The 17524-nt window shown below is 60.5% G+C and carries 22 protein-coding genes; 8 read left to right on the forward strand and 14 right to left on the reverse strand.

Going from position 1 to position 17524, the window contains the following annotated elements; all coding sequences use genetic code 11:
• Positions 1–61 precede the first annotated feature (61 nt).
• The 4 genes from rsmD to ACOYXJ_RS11285 all read right to left on the reverse strand — a co-directional run bounded on the left by rsmD (position 62) and on the right by ACOYXJ_RS11285 (position 3858).
• Positions 62–676 carry a 16S rRNA (guanine(966)-N(2))-methyltransferase RsmD gene (gene rsmD / locus ACOYXJ_RS11270; RefSeq protein WP_122604437.1) on the reverse strand — a complete coding sequence of 205 codons (615 nt, stop codon included), beginning with the start codon at positions 674–676 and terminating at the stop codon, positions 62–64.
• On the reverse strand, positions 676–2163 hold the full coding sequence (locus ACOYXJ_RS11275) for a M16 family metallopeptidase (protein WP_460369476.1): 1488 nt from the start codon (positions 2161–2163) through the stop codon (positions 676–678). The genes rsmD and ACOYXJ_RS11275 overlap by 1 nt, the downstream gene beginning before the upstream one ends.
• A complete protein-coding gene (locus ACOYXJ_RS11280; RefSeq protein WP_460369478.1) occupies positions 2156–3511 on the reverse strand; it encodes a M16 family metallopeptidase in 1356 nt (451 codons plus the stop codon). The genes ACOYXJ_RS11275 and ACOYXJ_RS11280 overlap by 8 nt, the downstream gene beginning before the upstream one ends.
• Positions 3512–3663: 152 nt before the next feature.
• A complete protein-coding gene (locus tag ACOYXJ_RS11285) occupies positions 3664–3858 on the reverse strand; it encodes a hypothetical protein (RefSeq protein ID WP_025112092.1) in 195 nt (64 codons plus the stop codon).
• Here ACOYXJ_RS11285 and ftsY point away from each other — a divergent pair.
• The 4 genes from ftsY to rpoH all read left to right on the forward strand — a co-directional run bounded on the left by ftsY (position 3857) and on the right by rpoH (position 8046).
• A complete protein-coding gene (gene ftsY, locus ACOYXJ_RS11290; protein ID WP_460369480.1) occupies positions 3857–5386 on the forward strand; it encodes a signal recognition particle-docking protein FtsY in 1530 nt (509 codons plus the stop codon). The two genes, ACOYXJ_RS11285 and ftsY, sit on opposite strands and share 2 nt — an antisense overlap.
• Positions 5383–6054, forward strand: a complete 672-nt coding sequence (gene ftsE / locus ACOYXJ_RS11295; protein ID WP_008065082.1) for a cell division ATP-binding protein FtsE — start codon at positions 5383–5385, stop codon at positions 6052–6054. Before ftsY ends, ftsE begins: the two co-directional genes overlap by 4 nt.
• Complete coding sequence (ftsX, locus tag ACOYXJ_RS11300) at positions 6051–7076, forward strand: permease-like cell division protein FtsX (protein ID WP_034153670.1); 1026 nt, start codon at positions 6051–6053, stop codon at positions 7074–7076. The genes ftsE and ftsX overlap by 4 nt, the downstream gene beginning before the upstream one ends.
• Positions 7077–7191: 115 nt before the next feature.
• The gene (gene rpoH, locus ACOYXJ_RS11305; RefSeq protein WP_003229146.1) at positions 7192–8046 is read left to right on the forward strand and encodes an RNA polymerase sigma factor RpoH; all 855 of its coding nucleotides are present in this window, start codon (positions 7192–7194) and stop codon (positions 8044–8046) included.
• A 181-nt stretch (positions 8047–8227) separates the two neighbouring features.
• Here rpoH and mtgA read toward each other — a convergent pair whose 3' ends face one another.
• On the reverse strand, positions 8228–8950 hold the full coding sequence (gene mtgA, locus ACOYXJ_RS11310; RefSeq protein WP_007913618.1) for a monofunctional biosynthetic peptidoglycan transglycosylase: 723 nt from the start codon (positions 8948–8950) through the stop codon (positions 8228–8230).
• Between the two features lie 74 nt (positions 8951–9024).
• Here mtgA and ACOYXJ_RS11315 point away from each other — a divergent pair, with 74 nt between their 5' ends.
• From ACOYXJ_RS11315 to trmB, 4 genes are all read left to right on the forward strand, one after another.
• On the forward strand, positions 9025–9405 hold the full coding sequence (locus ACOYXJ_RS11315; protein ID WP_460369482.1) for a DUF423 domain-containing protein: 381 nt from the start codon (positions 9025–9027) through the stop codon (positions 9403–9405).
• 71 nt (positions 9406–9476) lie between these two features.
• A complete protein-coding gene (thiS, locus tag ACOYXJ_RS11320) occupies positions 9477–9677 on the forward strand; it encodes a sulfur carrier protein ThiS (protein ID WP_123454333.1) in 201 nt (66 codons plus the stop codon).
• Positions 9678–9737: 60 nt separating this feature from the next.
• Entirely contained in the window at positions 9738–10532 is a 795-nt protein-coding gene (locus ACOYXJ_RS11325; protein WP_064116276.1) for a thiazole synthase, read from the forward strand.
• Between the two features lie 9 nt (positions 10533–10541).
• Complete coding sequence (trmB, locus tag ACOYXJ_RS11330) at positions 10542–11267, forward strand: tRNA (guanosine(46)-N7)-methyltransferase TrmB (protein WP_016983240.1); 726 nt, start codon at positions 10542–10544, stop codon at positions 11265–11267.
• Positions 11268–11397: 130 nt separating this feature from the next.
• Here the strand turns inward: trmB and ACOYXJ_RS11335 are convergent, their stop codons facing one another.
• From ACOYXJ_RS11335 to ACOYXJ_RS11375, 9 genes are all read right to left on the reverse strand, one after another.
• Positions 11398–11946 carry an RNA 2'-phosphotransferase gene (locus tag ACOYXJ_RS11335; protein WP_460373128.1) on the reverse strand — a complete coding sequence of 183 codons (549 nt, stop codon included), beginning with the start codon at positions 11944–11946 and terminating at the stop codon, positions 11398–11400.
• A gap of 138 nt (positions 11947–12084) precedes the next feature.
• Positions 12085–12408, reverse strand: coding sequence for a DUF3392 domain-containing protein (locus ACOYXJ_RS11340; RefSeq protein ID WP_007913629.1), 324 nt, complete (start codon positions 12406–12408; stop codon positions 12085–12087).
• A 35-nt stretch (positions 12409–12443) separates the two neighbouring features.
• Complete coding sequence (hemW, locus tag ACOYXJ_RS11345; protein WP_460369485.1) at positions 12444–13649, reverse strand: radical SAM family heme chaperone HemW; 1206 nt, start codon at positions 13647–13649, stop codon at positions 12444–12446.
• On the reverse strand, positions 13646–14242 hold the full coding sequence (gene rdgB / locus ACOYXJ_RS11350; protein WP_460369487.1) for an RdgB/HAM1 family non-canonical purine NTP pyrophosphatase: 597 nt from the start codon (positions 14240–14242) through the stop codon (positions 13646–13648). The genes hemW and rdgB overlap by 4 nt, the downstream gene beginning before the upstream one ends.
• On the reverse strand, positions 14239–14673 hold the full coding sequence (locus ACOYXJ_RS11355; RefSeq protein ID WP_460369489.1) for a DUF4426 domain-containing protein: 435 nt from the start codon (positions 14671–14673) through the stop codon (positions 14239–14241). Before ACOYXJ_RS11355 ends, rdgB begins: the two co-directional genes overlap by 4 nt.
• Positions 14674–14699: 26 nt before the next feature.
• Positions 14700–15320: a methionine biosynthesis protein MetW gene (metW, locus tag ACOYXJ_RS11360; RefSeq protein WP_150793218.1), complete on the reverse strand. Its 621-nt coding sequence runs from the start codon at positions 15318–15320 to the stop codon at positions 14700–14702.
• 7 nt (positions 15321–15327) lie between these two features.
• Entirely contained in the window at positions 15328–16467 is a 1140-nt protein-coding gene (metX, locus tag ACOYXJ_RS11365) for a homoserine O-succinyltransferase MetX (RefSeq protein WP_038358832.1), read from the reverse strand.
• A 179-nt stretch (positions 16468–16646) separates the two neighbouring features.
• Entirely contained in the window at positions 16647–16934 is a 288-nt protein-coding gene (locus tag ACOYXJ_RS11370) for a DUF167 domain-containing protein (protein ID WP_460369492.1), read from the reverse strand.
• A complete protein-coding gene (locus ACOYXJ_RS11375) occupies positions 16931–17521 on the reverse strand; it encodes a YggT family protein (RefSeq protein ID WP_150776071.1) in 591 nt (196 codons plus the stop codon). The genes ACOYXJ_RS11370 and ACOYXJ_RS11375 overlap by 4 nt, the downstream gene beginning before the upstream one ends.
• Positions 17522–17524 lie beyond the last annotated feature (3 nt).

Consider the following 17524-nt stretch of genomic DNA (forward strand, 5'->3'; position numbering starts at 1 on the left):
ATGGTTCTCGATGCAGCGCGGCGGCCTCGGTCGAGGCGCGCCGCTTGTTCAGGCCGGTCGGTTAACCGGCGATCTCTGCCGTACGTTGCCACAGCGCGTAGTAAACCCGGCCGGATTTCTGCTCGCGGTGCAGGCGCCAGTTGCCCGGCAGGCCCAGCGTCGATGGCGCCGTTTCGCTTTCAGTGTAGATCCACGAGTCGGGCGCCAGCCACTGACGCTCTTCGAGCAAGGTGCAAACGGCCGGCAGCAGGTTCTGGTTGAACGGCGGATCAAGGAACACCAGGTCGTACGCGCTGGCGGTCTGGGTCTCCAGATAACGCAGGGCGTCTGCAGTCTGCACCTGGCCGTTGGTGCAGCGCAGGGTACCGAGGTGTTCTTTCAGGCTGGACACCGCAATGTTGCTGGCATCCAGCGCCTGACCCATGGCCGCGCCACGGGACAGTGCTTCGAGAAACAGCGCGCCGCTGCCGGCGAACGGGTCGAGCACTTTGGCCCCTTCAACGTACGGCGCGAGCCAGTTGAACAGGGTTTCACGCACGCGATCCGGCGTCGGGCGCAGGCCCGGCGCATCGGGGAAACTCAGCTTGCGGCTGCGCCATTGGCCGCCAATGATGCGCAACTGGTTCACACCGTTGTGGACGTTTTGCGCAGGTTTTTTAGGCGATCGGGTAGCCATTAATGCTCCGGAACCCCGAGCGGTTGCTCGGCAGGTTTATCAGATGGGGCCGGTAACGGCTTTTGCGGCACGGTCGGGCCAGCGGTGACGATGACCATTTTGTCCGTGCTCAGGTGTTTGTTCAGGGCGTCGCGGACTTGTTCCACGGTCAGGCTCTGCGACTGACGCATGAAGTCATCCAGGTAGCTCAACGGCAGATTATAGAAGCCCATCGCGCCGAGTTGGCCGACGATATCGGCATTGCTCGCAGTGGACAGCGGGAAGCTGCCGGCCAGTTCGCGTTTGGCGTCGTCGAGTTCTTTCTGCGTCGGCCCGGTTTTCAGGTAGTCGGCGAGCACGTCCTGCACCAGTTTCAGCGTGCCTTCGCTCATTTCTGCACGGGTCTGCAGGTTGATCATGAACGGGCCACGCGCTTGCATCGGGCTGAAACCCGAATACACGCCGTACGTCAGGCCGCGCTTCTCGCGCACTTCACTCATCAGACGCGTGCCGAAACCACCGCCACCGAGTATCTGGTTGCCCATCGACAGCGCGGCGTAATCCGGGTCGTCACGGTCGATACCCAGTTGCGCGAGCATCAGATTGGTCTGCTTCGACGGGAACTCGATGTGATTAACGCTGGCTTTCGGTTCCTGCGGCTGAGCGATCTTCGCCAGCGCCGGGCCTTTCGGCAGGATAGAGGACACCTGATTGGCAATCGCCTCGGCGTCGGCGCGGGACAAATCGCCGACCAGCGCGATGACCGCGTTGCCAGCGGCGTAAGCCTTGGCATGGAATTCACGCAATTGCGCGAGGGTGATCTTCGGCACGCTTTGCGGATTGCCGTCGCTCGAATGCGCGTACGGGTGATCGCCGTACAGACGCTTCATCAGCTCAAGGCTGGCGAGTTTGCCGGGGTTCTGTTTCTGGTATTCGAAACCGGCGAGCAGCTGGTTCTTGATGCGCGCAAAGGAGTCGGCCGGGAAGGTCGGTTTACCGACCACTTCCGAGAACAGCTTCAGCGCCGGTTCACGTTGCTCAGGCGCACTCAGACTGCGCAGCGAGGCCAATGCCATGTCCTTGAACGCACCGTTGCCGAAATCCGCCCCCAGGCCTTCAAAGCCCTGAGCGATAGCGCCGACGTCTTTGCCGGCGACACCTTCGTTGAGCATTGCGTTGGTCAGTACCGCCAGGCCCGATGCATTGCCGTCCTGGCTGCTGCCGGCGGCGAAGATCAGGCGCATGTCGAACATCGGCAGCTCGTGGGCTTCTACGAACAACACCTTGGCGCCCTCGGCGGTGTTCCAGGTCTGTACGTCGAGTTTGCGGCTGGCCGGGGCCTTGCCGTCGAGTTCGGCCAGCGATTGCAGCTTTTGGCTGGTCTTGGCGTTGTCGAGGGCTTCACTCGCTTTGCTGTCAGCGCTTGGCGTCAGGTAGAAAGCGGCAGAGCCGATCACCGCGATGGCGATCAAGCCGAGCAGCAGGCGTGGGGATTTGCGCTTACTCATGAGTCGTCTCCAGTGGCAGGACGTGGGCGACGCTGAGACGTTCGCGGGTGAAATACAGCTTGGCGGCGTTCTGGATGTCTTGTGGGGTCACGCTTTCCAGATCGGCCAGTTCGGTGTCCATCAGTTTCCACGACAGGCCTACGGTCTCGAGTTGACCGATTGCGGTGGCCTGGCTGGTGATCGAATCGCGTTCGAAGACCAGACCGGCAATCACTTGCGCACGCACGCGCTCCAATTCTTCAGCGGACGGCGCGGTGGTTTTCAGCTGCTCCAGCAACTTCCACAGACCGGCCTCGGCTTGTGCCATGGTCTTTTTCTTCTGGGTGTTCGGGGTTGCCGACAGGGTGAACAGGCTGTCGCCTCGCGTGTAGGCGTCGTAGCTCGAAGAACCGCCGGAGACCAGCTCTTCGCCGCGCTCCAGTTGCGTCGGGATGCGCCCGCTGTAACCACCGTCGAGCAGCGCCGAGATCAGGCGCAAGGCGTTGACCGAGCGCTTGTCTTCAGCGGTGGCGATGCTTGGCACGTTGAAACCGAGCATCAGGCTAGGCAGTTGCGTTTGCACGTGCAGGGTGATCTGGCGTTCGCCCGGCTCGGCCAGTTCCAGCGGTTTTTTCGCCGGTGGCACGTCGCGTTTGGCGATCGGGCCGAAATAGCGTTGGGCGAGGGTTTTCACCTCGTCCGGGGTGACGTCGCCAACCACCACCAGTGTGGCGTTGTTCGGCACGTACCAGGACTGGTACCAGTGGCGCAGCTCTTCGACTTTCATGCGCTCGAGGTCAGCCATCCAGCCGATGGTTGGCGTGTGGTAGCCGCTGGCCGGGTAGACCATGGCCTTGTAGCGCTCGTAAGCCTTGGACATCGGCTTGTCATCGGTGCGCAAGCGGCGCTCTTCCTTGATGACTTCGATTTCCTTGGCGAACTCGTCGGCCGGCAGGCGCAGATTGGCCATGCGGTCGGCTTCCAGTTCGAAGGCTACGCCCAGACGGTCGCGGGCCAACACCTGGTAATAGGCGGTGAAGTCGTCACTGGTGAAGGCATTCTCTTCAGCGCCCAGATCGCGCAGGATCAACGACGCTTCGCCGGGGCCGACTTTCTCGCTGCCCTTGAACATCATGTGCTCAAGCGCGTGGGACAGACCGGTCTGGCCCGGGGTTTCGTAGCTGGAACCGACCTTGTACCAGACCTGCGACACCACCACTGGCGCGCGATGGTCTTCGCGCACGACGACCTTGAGGCCGTTGTCGAGGGTGAATTCGTGGGTTGGTTGCGGGTCGGCCGCCAAGGCCGAAAGGGGCAGGCAGACTGTGCTGAGCAGCAGGCCTGCAGCGCGGCGGGCTAGAGCATTCATTCGTTTTTTAACCTGTTGGGCTGCCCGCTTGGTCTTAGCGTCAGCGGGCGAGAGGGTGCTAGGATACTGATCCGTTTTACTGGCGGCCACGCCTATCAAGCCACTGATCGGTCGATAGGTTGTATGGGTTCCCGGAAGAAGCTTTGAGTTTGTCAGCTAAACTCTGCGTTTTCGCCGACGATGCCGTTCCAGTCCTTCGTATTAATCGACCTTTGAGGTGCCTGTGGCGCCTCGACAAAATGTTGCGCGTGAACAAGCTGGATGAAACACAGTCTGTTCTGCATCGAATATTTATTTGCCGGGGCGCCCTTATGGCGCGTCGCTACCGTGAGATAGCCGTCCTCCATGTTTGGTTCCAACGACGACAAGAAGACCCCAGCTGCGGCTGGCGAAAAGAAAAGCCTGTTCGGATGGCTGCGTAAGAAACCGCAGGAACCCGTCGTCGAACAGCCGCCTGCGATTCCTGAGCCTGCCCCGGCGCCGACTCCGGTAATAGAAGAAGAGCCGGCACCGATTGTGCTGCCGATTGCCGAGCCGGTGTTGCAGCCGGTTGAGCCAGAGCCTGAAGCTCCGGTGGCGGCTGAGCTGCCGCTGACCCCGGCCGCCGAGCCGTGGCTGACCTTGCCGGTAGCGGAAGAGCCGGTGGCGTTGGTTGAAGAGGCTGCGCCGCATATCACCCCGGAAATTCCTGCACCTGCTGCGTTTGTGCCTGAAGTGGCGCCGGCGCCAGTGGTGGAGCCGATCATCGAACCTGTGCGGGTGGTTGCTGAACCTGCTCCTGAAATGATTGCGCCTGAGCCTGTTGCTCCGGTCGTTGTTGCTCCTGTTGCTCCAGTCGTGCAACAGCGCGAGCCAGAACCTGCTCCCGTAGTTGCAGCTCCAGCCGTGCCGGTCGAAGTGGTTGCCGAAGCCCCGGTCGAAGCCCCGCGCACCGAAGAAACCAAAGCCGGTTTCTTCGCCCGTCTCAAGCAAGGCCTGTCGAAGACCAGCGCCAGCATCGGCGAGGGCATGGCCAGCCTGTTCCTCGGCCGCAAAACCATCGACGACGATCTGCTCGATGACCTCGAAACCCGTCTGCTCACCGCCGACGTCGGTGTTGAAGCCACGACACAGATCATCCAGCGCCTGACCCAGAAGGTCGCCCGCAAAGAGCTGGCCGATGCCGACGCGCTGTACAAATCCCTGCAGGCCGAACTGGCCGCGATGCTCAAACCGGTCGAACAACCGCTGAAAATCGCCTCGCAGAACAAGCCATTCGTGATTCTGGTGGTTGGCGTCAACGGCGCCGGCAAAACCACCACCATCGGCAAACTGGCGAAGAAGCTGCAACTGGAAGGCAAGAAAGTCATGCTCGCCGCCGGTGACACCTTCCGCGCTGCTGCCGTGGAACAACTGCAAGTCTGGGGCGAACGCAACAAGATCCCGGTGATCGCCCAGCACACCGGCGCCGACTCGGCTTCGGTGATCTTCGACGCCGTGCAGGCTGCCAAGGCCCGTGGCATCGACGTGTTGATCGCTGACACCGCCGGTCGTCTGCACACCAAAGACAACCTGATGGAAGAACTGAAAAAGGTTCGCCGGGTGATCGGCAAGCTCGACGCCGACGCGCCGCACGAAGTGCTGCTGGTGCTCGACGCCGGTACCGGCCAGAACGCCATCAACCAGGCCAAGCAATTCAACCAGACCGTCGAACTGACCGGCCTGGCGCTGACCAAACTCGACGGTACCGCCAAGGGCGGGGTGATCTTCGCCCTGGCCAAGCAGTTTGGCCTGCCGATCCGCTACATCGGCGTCGGTGAAGGCATCGACGACTTGCGTACCTTTGAAGCCGAACCCTTTGTCCAGGCACTGTTTGCCGAGCGGGAGCGTTCATGATTCGTTTCGAACAGGTCGGTAAACGCTACCCGAACGGTCACGTCGGCTTGCATGAGCTGAGCTTTCGAGTCCGTCGTGGCGAGTTCTTGTTTGTTACTGGCCACTCCGGTGCCGGTAAATCCACTTTGTTGCGTCTGTTGCTGGCGATGGAACGTCCGACCAGCGGCAAACTGCTGCTGGCCGGGCAAGACCTGAGCACCATCAGCAACGCGCAGATTCCGTTCCTGCGTCGGCAGATCGGCGTGGTGTTCCAGAATCACCAGTTGCTGTTCGATCGCACGGTGTTCAACAACGTCGCCTTGCCGCTGCAGATTCTCGGGCTGTCCAAGGCCGAAATCGCCAAGCGTGTCGATTCGGCACTGGAGCGCGTGGCGCTGTCGGATAAAACCGATCTGTACCCGGGCGATCTGTCCACCGGTCAGCAACAGCGCGTCGGCATTGCCCGCGCTATCGTGCACCGCCCGGCCTTGCTGCTGGCGGACGAACCGACCGGTAACCTCGACCCGCGTCTGGCGGCGGAAATCATGGGCGTGTTCGAAGACATCAACCGTCTGGGCACCAGTGTGCTGATCGCCAGTCACGACCTGGCACTGATCGCGCGCATGCGTCACCGCATGCTGACCCTGCAACGCGGCCGATTGATCGGCGACGGGGAGGCCGGCGAATGAGTGCCACACGCAGTCCGAAGGTTTCCGAACGCGTGGCCCCGAAAGCCGCCGATCCGCAGCCGCCGAAGAAGAAAAAGCACGACGATGACGATGGCCCGGATTTCGCCACGTTGTTCCGTGCCTGGGTCGAAAGCCATCGCGCCAGCCTGCTCGACAGTCTGCGTCGTCTCGGCAAGCAGCCGATCGGCAGCTTCTTCACCTGTATGGTGATGGCGGTCGCGCTGAGCCTGCCGATGGGGCTTTCGCTGTTGCTCAACAACGTCGAGCGTCTCGGCGGTTCGTGGCAGCGGGCGGCGCAGATATCCTTGTATCTGCAACTCGACGCCAGCCCGGAGCAGGGCGAGTCGTTGCGCGAGCAGATCAAAGGCATGCCCGGCGTAGCTGATGCTGAATATGTCGGCCGCGATCAGGCGCTGGAAGAGTTTCAGCAGCAGTCCGGATTGGGCGAAGCCCTGCGTGAGCTGCCGGAGAACCCGTTGCCGGGCGTGGTGCTGGTCACGCCGAACGAAGTCGACAAGCCAACGCTGGAAGCATTAAGACAAAAACTTTCCGAGCTGCCCAAGGTACAACAGGCGCAACTTGATCTAGTCTGGGTCGAGCGTCTGGCGGCCATCCTCAAGCTTGGCGATCGTTTCGTCTTCGGTCTGACGGTGCTTTTGGTTTCTGCATTACTTTTGGTGATAGGCAATACCATTCGTCTTCATATTGAAAACCGCCGCACAGAGATAGAAGTGATTAAACTCGTCGGCGGCACTGACAGCTATGTGCGTCGCCCCTTCCTTTATATGGGCGCGTTGTATGGCTTCGGTGCGGGACTGTTGTCCTGGGGTGTATTGGCGTTTGGCCTGAACTGGCTGAACGATGCGGTGGTTGGGTTGGCCGGCTTGTACGGCAGTGATTTCGCGCTGGCCGGAGTGCCAGTTGCCGACGGTCTGTCGCTCTTGCTTGGCGCGGTGCTGTTGGGTTATATCGGTGCATGGATTGCAGTCGCACGCCATCTCAGGGAGCTGGCGCCGAAGTAGAATCTTTTTTGCGCGTGATTGACCTCGCGGTTTTTTTGGGAACTTGCACTTGAATTCCCGGTCAATTTTTCGCAGTGCCGAGAGGCACGAGTATGTAAGTGGGAGGTTTTTTCGTATGACCAATTCTTTGCAACCTGCGTATGCGTTGGTTCCGGGTGCGAACCTGGAAGCCTACGTGCACACCGTCAACAGCATTCCATTGCTGACGCCGGAGCAGGAGCGTGAACTGGCCGAGAGTCTCTACTATGAGCAGGATTTGGGGGCGGCTCGGCAGATGGTGCTCGCCCACCTGCGTTTTGTCGTACATATCGCCCGTAGCTATTCCGGCTACGGTCTGGCTCAGGCTGACCTGATCCAGGAAGGTAACGTCGGCCTGATGAAGGCCGTAAAGCGCTTCAACCCGGAAATGGGTGTGCGTCTGGTGTCGTTCGCCGTGCACTGGATCAAGGCGGAAATCCACGAGTTCATCCTGCGCAACTGGCGCATTGTGAAAGTCGCGACCACCAAGGCCCAGCGCAAGCTGTTCTTCAACCTGCGCAGCCAGAAGAAACGTCTGGCGTGGCTGAACAACGAGGAAGTCCACCGTGTGGCGGAAAGCCTCGGCGTTGAACCGCGTGAAGTGCGCGAGATGGAAAGTCGCCTGACCGGCCATGACATGGCCTTCGACCCGGCTGCTGAAGCCGACGACGACAGCGCTTTCCAGTCGCCGGCCAACTATCTGGAAGACCACCGGTACGACCCGGCGCGTCAACTGGAAGATGCCGACTGGAGCGATAACTCCAACCACAACCTGCACGAAGCACTGGAAGTGCTGGACGAACGCAGCCGCGACATCCTCTACCAGCGCTGGCTGGCAGAAGAGAAAGCCACGCTGCACGACCTGGCGCAGAAGTACAACGTGTCGGCCGAGCGGATCCGTCAGCTCGAGAAGAGCGCGATGAACAAGCTCAAGTTGTCGATTGCCGCATAACCGGCGAGCAGGCAATAAAAAAACGCCCCGATCAGCGATGATCGGGGCGTTTTTATTTCTGCTCCAACACAAAACATTGTAGGAGTGAGCCTGCTCGCGATAGCGGTGTGACAGTCAGCATTGCCGTCACTGATGTACCGCTATCGCGAGCAGGCTCACTCCTACATTTAGATCCTCGGTGTCATCGAGACCACGGTGCCCGCCGTGAATCGTTGAGGCCCAGCAAATAGCTATCCCCACCCAACTGACTCATCTGCTGGCGAATCCACCCGGCCCGGCGCGACACATAAGCGGTCGGATGGCTCGCACTCCATACCCGTGGATTGGGCAACACAGCCGCCAGATAACTCGCCTGCTGCCGTGACAAGGACTTCGCGCTCACGCCAAAGTGATGCCGAGCCGCCGCTTCCGCACCAAACACCCCGTCATCCCACTCGACGCTGTTCAGGTACACCTCAAGAATCCGCTGCTTGGGCCAGAACACCTCGATCAGCGCGGTAAACCATGCCTCCAGACCTTTACGCAGATAGCTGCGCCCAGCCCACAGAAACAGGTTCTTCGACACTTGCTGGCTCAAGGTGCTGGCGCCGCGAATCGAGCCGCCGAGCTCGTTGTGCGCCAGTGCGGCCTGGATCGCGCTGAAATCAAAACCCCAGTGCTCGGGGAACTTCTGATCCTCACCGGCCATGACCGCCACTTTGAGGTCGTCGGAGATCTCGTCCCACGGTTTCCAGGTGCGCTGCAGGTCAATCGGCTCGCCATCGACCCAGGATTCGACCTTGCGCTCGACCATCAGCGCCGTTCCCGGCGGCGGCACGAAGCGAAACACCAGCACCAGCAAGACGCTGCCGCCCGCGAACCAGAGCAGGGCCTTCGTGAGACGACGGAAAATAGTACGCAGCATAGAGATGGCTTGGCCGAACCGGTGGAGCGGGCCATTATACAGACCCTGCCGATCGCGTCTGACTGGAGTTCCCAATGCTGCGTGGCTTTTTAATGCTGGCCGCTTTTTTCGGTTTCACCGGTGTCGCATTGGGCGCATTCGCCGCCCATGGCCTGAAAAGCCGCCTGACGCTGGAGTATCTGGCGATTTTCCATACCGGCGTCACCTATCAATTGGTCCACACCCTGGCACTGTTCGGTGTGGCGCTGTTGGCCACGCAGATTCAGAGCCGACTGGTCGCTTGGGCCGGCGTGTCCTTCACTGTCGGTATCCTGCTGTTTTCCGGCAGCCTGTACCTGCTGACCACCACCGGTATCAGCAAGCTCGGCATCATCACCCCCTTCGGTGGCCTGGCGTTTCTGATCGGCTGGCTGTGCCTGGGGCTCGCCGCCTGGCGCTTGCAACCAACCGCTTGACGCTTGGTGCTGACCTTTAGGTCATGATCGGGCTAGAATGCCAGCCCCTAAAAATGATGGCGGCGTTGCGCATGCGCATTCAGTTGAACGGCGAATCCCTTGAACTGCCCGACGGCGAGACTGTTGCGGCCCTGATCACCCGTCTGGAACTGACCGGACGCCGGGTGGCAGTCGAACTCAATCTGGATATCGTCCCGCGCAGCCAGCATGCCAGCACCACGCTCAATGACGGTGACAACGTCGAAGTGGTGCACGCCATCGGCGGCGGCTGATCGCCCGGCCCGTAAGGGTACAGAATTCTGCAAGACCCTCACTCCTAAAGAGGATTCCCCATGAGCATCGTTCGTAGCGACAAGCCTTTTGTTCTGGCCGGTCGTACTTACCAGTCGCGTTTGCTGGTCGGTACCGGCAAGTACCGTGACATGGAAGAAACCCGTCAGGCCATCGAAGCCTCGGGTGCCGAGATCGTCACCTTCGCCGTGCGCCGCACCAACCTGGGCCAGATCGAAGGCGAGCCGAACCTGCTCGACGTGCTGTCGCCGGAGCGCTACACCTTCCTGCCGAACACCGCCGGTTGCTACGACGCCATCGAAGCCGTACGCACCTGCCGCCTGGCCCGTGAACTGCTCGATGGCCACAACCTGGTGAAGCTGGAAGTACTGGCCGACCAGAAAACCCTGTTCCCTAACGTGATCGAAACCCTCAAGGCCGCCGAAACGCTGGTCAAGGAAGGTTTCGACGTGATGGTGTACACCAGCGATGACCCGATCATTGCCCGGCAACTGGCAGAAATCGGCTGCATCGCAGTGATGCCGCTGGCCGGTCTGATCGGTTCGGGCCTGGGGATCTGCAACCCATACAACCTGCAGATCATCCTCGAAGAAGCCAGGATTCCCGTGCTGGTCGATGCCGGTGTCGGTACTGCTTCCGACGCCACCATCGCCATGGAGCTGGGTTGCGATGCAGTGCTGATGAACTCGGCCATCGCCCACGCCCAGCAACCGGTGATGATGGCTGAAGCCATGAAACACGCCATCGTTGCAGGCCGTCTGGCCTACCTCGCTGGCCGTATGCCGAAAAAACTCTATGCCAGCGCCTCTTCGCCGCTGGATGGTCTGATCAAGTAAGAGCCATTGATGACTGAATCGAACGACACGCCTATCCAGACGGAAGAAGGCGACGAGCGCCAACACCGCCGCATCAAGAGTTTCGTGATGCGCGCCGGGCGCATGACCGAAGGCCAGCAACGCGGTCTGGATCAGGGCGCGCCGCTGTACGTGCTGCCGCTGGCCGATGCCCCAGTGGATTACGATCAGGTGTTCGGCCGTTCGGCACCGCGCTCGCTGGAGATCGGTTTCGGCATGGGCCACTCGCTGCTGGAAATGGCCGCGGCCGCGCCGGATCAGGATTTCATCGGCGTTGAGGTTCACCGTCCGGGTGTCGGCGCGCTGCTCAATGGTGTGCTGACTCAGGGCCTGACCAACCTGCGGGTCTACGATTGCGACGCGATCGAAGTGCTCAACCGTTGCATCGCCGACAACAGCCTTGATCGCCTGATGCTGTTCTTCCCGGATCCGTGGCACAAGAGCCGTCACCACAAGCGTCGTATCGTTCAGGCGTCGTTCGCTGAACTGGTGCGCAGCAAGTTGAAGGTCGGCGGCATTCTGCACATGGCCACCGACTGGGAACCGTATGCCGAATACATGTTGGAGGTGATGAACGTCGCCCCGGGCTACCGCAACCTCGCCGAAGACGGCAAGTGCGTGCCACGCCCGGCCGAACGCCCGATCACCAAGTTCGAACGCCGCGGCGAACGTCTTGGCCATGGCGTGTGGGACCTGAAGTTCGAAAAACAGTCCTAAGTATCACGCGGTAAAAATGTAGGAGTGAGCCTGCTCGCGATGGCGGACTGACAGTCACCGAAGAGGTTGAATGTCGGACCGCAATCGCGAGCAGGCTCACTCCTACAGTTGTTTTCGGTTTCGTCAGAAGTTACAGGGTGGAAATGAAGCGCACTGGCACTAGTTCTGTCAGCCAGACGCCATTTTCAGCCTGATAAAACTTGAAGCCTTGCTCCTGCATTTGCTGTGCGGCGACTTTCAGGATTGCCACGGTTCCGTAGCGTTGCCCGACGGCTGAGGCGGTGGCGGATTCTTCCGATAGATGCACGTGGTGACGCGATCCCGGGATCAAGCCTTGCTGGTTGATAGAGTCCATGAAGCGCGTCGCCGTGCCGTGATACAGCGTGTGCGGTGGCTGCTTTTCCTCCAGTTGAAGCGCTACGCTTTTCGTCGAATGGCCCTGAACGGCGCGAATGTACTGGCCGTCTTCCGAGATCGAAAAGCGCTTTTTGTCGTTGTTCGCTACGACGTTTTCAATCAGTGAGCGATCCAGGCTTCGACCATCACGCGCAGCGCCGCTGATCAGTGCTTCGATATCTGCCCAACCCTCCGAATCCAGCGTCAGCCCAATCGCCTGAGGCTCGTGGCGCAGTACGTAGCTAAGAAATTTGCTCGTCTCATCCAGCAGTTTTTTACTCATGAGCTTCCCTGTCATTGCGATCAACTGTGGGAGCGAGCCTGCTCGCGAAAGCGATCGGTCATTCAGCAGTGATGTTGGCTGAAATGACGCCTTCGCGAGCAGGCTCACTCCTACAGTTGTTTTGGGTGTACTGAAAGATCAGCGGCGGTCGGCGACTACGCCGATGAGGACGAGGACTACCAGCAGGACTGGCGCCAGGCTGTAGTTGTTGAACTGGCTCAGGCCTTTGATTACCCACGGCGTGGCGTAAATCAGCGCCGCGCCGCTACCGATCACGCACAGCAGCGCCATCAATGGCACGCGCAGGGCGCCGGCGATGCTGCCCAGGCGTTGCTCGACCCAGCCTTTGAAGTCGGCGCCGAACAGCACCAGCAGGCAGCCGACCAGCGCCAGGGCGATTTCCGAGAGGTTGCTGCGGCTCCAGCGGGAGACGGTGGCGAGCAGGTCGAGTATCAAATCCATGCGTTTTTCCTTGGAGCTGAAGTTGAGGGTCGGGCTCAGTTCAGAAATTGTTGCAGCAAGTCGTTGAGGAACAGCTGTCCGCGCTCGGTCGCCGCCAGACGTGACGGTTCGACCTGCAACAGACCGCTTCGTTCTGCCGCTGCCCGGCCTTCGGCGAGGCTTTCCAGCGACAGCCCGGTGCGTTCTGGATACAGGTGCGATTCGACGCCAGCGGTCAGGCGCAAAGCGTTCATCAGAAACTCGAACGGCATCTCGTCATTGGTCAGCGCTTTTTCGCCGGCCTGAAAGCTTTTTGCCGGGTTGAGATAGTCCTTCGGCAAACGGGTCTTCCAGGTACGCACGATGCGCCCGTCCGGATGACTCAACTTGCCATGCGCACCCGCACCAATGCCGATGAAGTCGCCAAAACTCCAGTAATTGAGGTTATGTCGCGCCGGGCGACCGGCCTGTGCATACGCGGACACTTCGTATTGTGCGTAACCGTGCTCGGCCAGCAGCGCCTGCCCGGCCTCTTGAATGTCCCACAGCGTGTCGTCTTCCGGCAGCACTGGCGGTTGGTTCCAGAACACGGTGTTCGGCTCCAGGGTCAGCTGATACCAGGAAATATGCGTCGGATTCAGCGCAATGGCCTGACGCAGATCGCTCAAGGCATCGTCCAGCGACTGATCGGGCAAACCATGCATCAAGTCGAGGTTGAAGTTATCGAACCCGGCCTGCCGCGCCATGCCGGCAGCACGCACCGCTTCGTCACCGTTGTGAATCCGGCCCAGCGCCTTGAGCTTTTCCTGCTGGAAGCTCTGGATACCGATCGACAGGCGATTGATCCCCAGCTTGCGATACGCGACGAACTTCTCTTGTTCGAAGGTGCCCGGATTGGCTTCCAGAGTAATTTCGATGTCTTGAGCAAACGGGATGCGCTGCTCGACACCTTCCAGCAGCCGCCCGAGGGCTTCGGCGCTGAACAGACTCGGTGTGCCGCCACCAAAAAAGATCGAGCTGATTTCACGCCCATAAACAGCGTGCAGATCCTGATCGAGATCGGCCAGCAAGGCGTCGACGTATTCCTGCTCCGGCAACACCGGGCTGGCAGTGTGCGAGTTGAAGTCGCAATACGGGCATTTGCGCACACACCACGGGATGTGGATGTACAGCGCCAAGGGCGGCAGCGTTGGCAGCGATGCCCGAGGCGAAGAAGCGGCGCCGCCGACGATCAGCGACGACGCGGAAGAGTCACGGGTCATTTCAAGCCCAGACGCTGGCGCAGCAGATCCATTGCACGGGCGCGGTGGCTGATCTGGTTCTTGTCGGCCGGGCTCAATTCGGCGCTGGACACATCGCGCTCCGGCACCCAGAACAGCGGGTCATAACCGAAACCGTGCTCGCCGCTGGCAGTGGTGAGGATGCGCCCGTGCCACAGGCCTTCGCAGAGAATCGGCAACGGATCGTCAGCGTGCCGCACCAATGCCAGCACGCAGACGAACTGCGCGCCGCGCTCGGCTTCCGGCACATCCTTCAGCGCGTCGAGCAGTTTGGCGTTGTTCGCCGCGTCGCCCTTGCCGTCGGCATAGCGCGCCGAATAGATGCCTGGCGCACCGCCAAGGAAATCCACCGCCAGACCGGAATCGTCGGCCAGCGCCGGCAACCCGGAAATGCGCGCGGCATTGCGCGCCTTGAGAATGGCGTTCTCGACGAACGACAGACCGGTTTCTTCCGGCTCGACCTTGCTCCACTCGCCAATCGAGCGCAGTTGCACCGATTCGCCGAGCATGGCCTGGAGTTCTTTGAGTTTGCCGGCGTTATGGCTGGCCAGTACGAGCTGCTTGATGTTCATCATTCGCCGGGAAAGAGTTCTTGGTTGAAATTGATGGTGTTGATCTTGTCGCCGTTCTGCACCTTGATTTCAAAGGTGCGGGTTTCCTGCTGAGGCACCGGGTATTGGGCGATGTAGTAGATCGCACCCTGCTCGGTGACTTGCTTGAAATTCAGCGGCACGCTCTGGCTGGTCAGGTCTTTGACCGTGCCGGTGACGTTGGCGACCAGCGGTTTGCCGTTCTTGATTACCGAGACATTGATCACGCCCTGATTCTTGCTGCGGATCAGCTCCGCGGCCTTGGCGATGTCCGGTTGCAGGAACGTCGAGTTGAAGGTGTTGTAGTGCACCGTCACGTCGCCAAAGGTTTCCTTGCGCTCACCCTTGATGACGTCGGCCGCCAGAGCGCTGGCGCTCAGGCAGGCAGTCAATAACAACAACGCTAAACGACCCATGATCGTGCTCCTCGAAATGACGGGATTCAGACCGCGACTTTGTGGTCTGCAAGCTGCGGGCTGCTGACGCGGTAGATACCGATCTCACCTAACAGATTAGGCCATAGCTTACTGGCCCACCCGTGACGGTGCTGTTGATCCACGGCAAGCCGATCAATGACCTTCGCATCACGTTCGCGGCAAAGTTCTTCAAAGTCTTCGAAGGTGCAGAAGTGAATGTTCGGCGTGTTGTACCAGGTGTACGGCAGAAACTCGGAAACCGGCATGCGGCCTTTGCTCGCCAGATACCAGCGGCAGCGCCAGTGACCGAAGTTCGGGAAGGTGATGATGCACTGCCGGCCGACCCGGAGCATTTCGTCGAGGATCTTGTCCGGGTAATGCACGGCTTGCAGGGCCTGGGTCATGACGACGACGTCGAAACTGTTGCTGGCGAAGTTGCCCAGACCTTTGTCCAGATCCTGCTCGATAACGTTGATGCCTTTGGCCACGCACTGGGCGATGTTGTCGGCGTCGTTTTCCAGGCCATAACCGGTGACATTCTTGTTGTCGCGCAGCCAGGTCAGCAGCTCGCCGTCACCGCAACCGAGGTCGAGGACGCGGCTGCCGGCGGGGATCCATTCCTGGATGATTTCCAGATCAGCTCTCATGGCTTTCTCACAGCGTGATGCGGTTCATGTAATTACCGAACGCCTGCAAGTAGCGAGGGATCGGAATCAGGAAGGCGTCGTGGCCCTGGGGTGCGTCGATTTCCAGGTAACTGACGTCTTTGCGTGCTGCCATAAGCGCATCCACCAGTTCCCGCGAACGGGCAGGGGAGAAGCGCCAGTCGGTGGTGAACGACATCACGCAGAACTTGGCTGTGGCGTTCTCGAAGGTTTTCGCCAGGTTATCGTCGAAGTTCGCCGCCGGATCGAAGTAGTCCAGCGCTTTGGTCATCAACAGATAAGTGTTGGCGTCGAAACGTCCGGAGAACTCTTCGCCCTGATAACGCAGGTAGCTTTCGACCTGGAATTCGACGCTGTGGAAGTCGTAGTTGAGCTTCTCGCTCTTCAGGCCACGGCCGAATTTCTCGCCCATTGAATCGTCGGACAGGTAAGTGATGTGCCCAACCATCCGCGCCAGCATCAAGCCGCGCTTGGGGATCACGCCGGCTTCCTGGAACGAACCGCCGTGGAATTCCGGGTCAGTGAGGATCGCCTGACGCGCCACTTCGTTGAAGGCGATGTTCTGCGCCGACAGTTTTGGCGCCGAGGCGATAGCCAGACAATGGCGCACGCGGTCCGGGTAAGTGATGGTCCATTGCAATGCCTGCATGCCGCCGAGGCTGCCGCCAATCACCGCCGCCCACTGGCCGATGCCGAGCAGGTCAGCGAGACGCGCCTGGCTGTGCACCCAGTCTTCCACGGTGAGCACCGGGAAGTCGGCACCGAACGGTTTGCCGGTCTCCGGGTTGACGCTGCTCGGGCCGGTAGAGCCATTGCAGCCGCCGAGGTTATTCAGGCTGACCACGAAGAACTTGTTGGTGTCGATCGGTTTGCCGGGGCCGATGCAGCTGTCCCACCAACCGGGTTTGCGGTCGTCGACGCTGTGATAACCGGCGGCGTGGTGATGGCCGGACAAGGCGTGGCAAATCAGCACGGCGTTGCTCGCCTGCGCGTTCAGCGTGCCGTAGGTTTCGTAGATCAGGTCATAGGCGGCCAGTGAACGACCACAGGCCAAGGCCAGCGGTTCGCTGAAGTGCGCGGTTTGCGGCGTCACCAGACCAACAGAATCGGGGGGAAAGGCAGTTGGCATCGACCCTGCTCTCGTTGAAATGAGGCGTAAGTCTAAAGACCGGGGGGGTTAGCGGCAAGCAACTACCTGCGCTCGTTCCCACGCTCTGCGTGGGAATGCCTCATTGGACGCTCGGCGTCCGCTTCGGCAGGGGACGCGGAGCGTCCCGGGATGCATTCCCACGCGGAGCGTGGGAACGATCAGCGCATTAGGTCAGGCAAGTCCGGCAACTTCTTCGGCGAGCAGATCCTCACCCGCTTCTGCCGGTTCAACTCGCCACTGAGCAAACTCACCTGGCTCTTGGACACCCCAAACGCCTTGGCCAGAAAGCCCATCAGATAAGCATTGGCCTTGCCCTCAACCGGCGGTGCGGTCAGACGAATCTTCAGGCGATCCCCATGCAGCCCGGCGAAGTCATCGCTGCGGGCTGCCGGTTGCAGGTGACACTCGAGGATCAAGTCGTCACCGTCCCATCGAAACCAGCTCACATCAGCAGACGGAGGATTTCCGGCATCATCGTCATCGCCGCCAGATTGTTGATTACCAGCATGTCGATCAGCTTCAGCGCGAGGAAGGCGAAGATCGGCGACAGATCCAGACCGCCGAGATTCGGCAGAAAGCGGCGGAACGGTGCCAGCGCCGGCTCGCAGATCTGGTTGACCAGTTCAGCGCCCGGATTGTGGCTGCCAGGTGCAACCCACGACAGAATCACGCTGATGATCAGGGCGAAGAAGAAGATCTTCAGGAACAGCGCGGTCACGCCGATCAGCGACCAGATAAACAGCTGCAGCGGATTGCCGGTGGTGCCGTAAGTCAGCAGCAGGGTCAGCGCCATCAGCGCCAGTTGCACCAGAATCGCCAGCACCAGTGACGACATGTCCAGACCGAACATGCTCGGAATGATCCGGCGCAGTGGCTTGAGCAGCGGCTGGGTCGCTTTGACGATGAACTGGCACAGCGGGTTGTAGAAGTTCGCCCGTACCAGTTGCAGCACGAAGCGCAGCAGCACGATCAGCAGGTACAGACTGCCGAGGGTTTGCAGCACGTAAACCGCTGCGGTGTTCAATCCAATCATGTA

The organism is Pseudomonas sp. Tul2A7, from assembly GCF_054790505.1.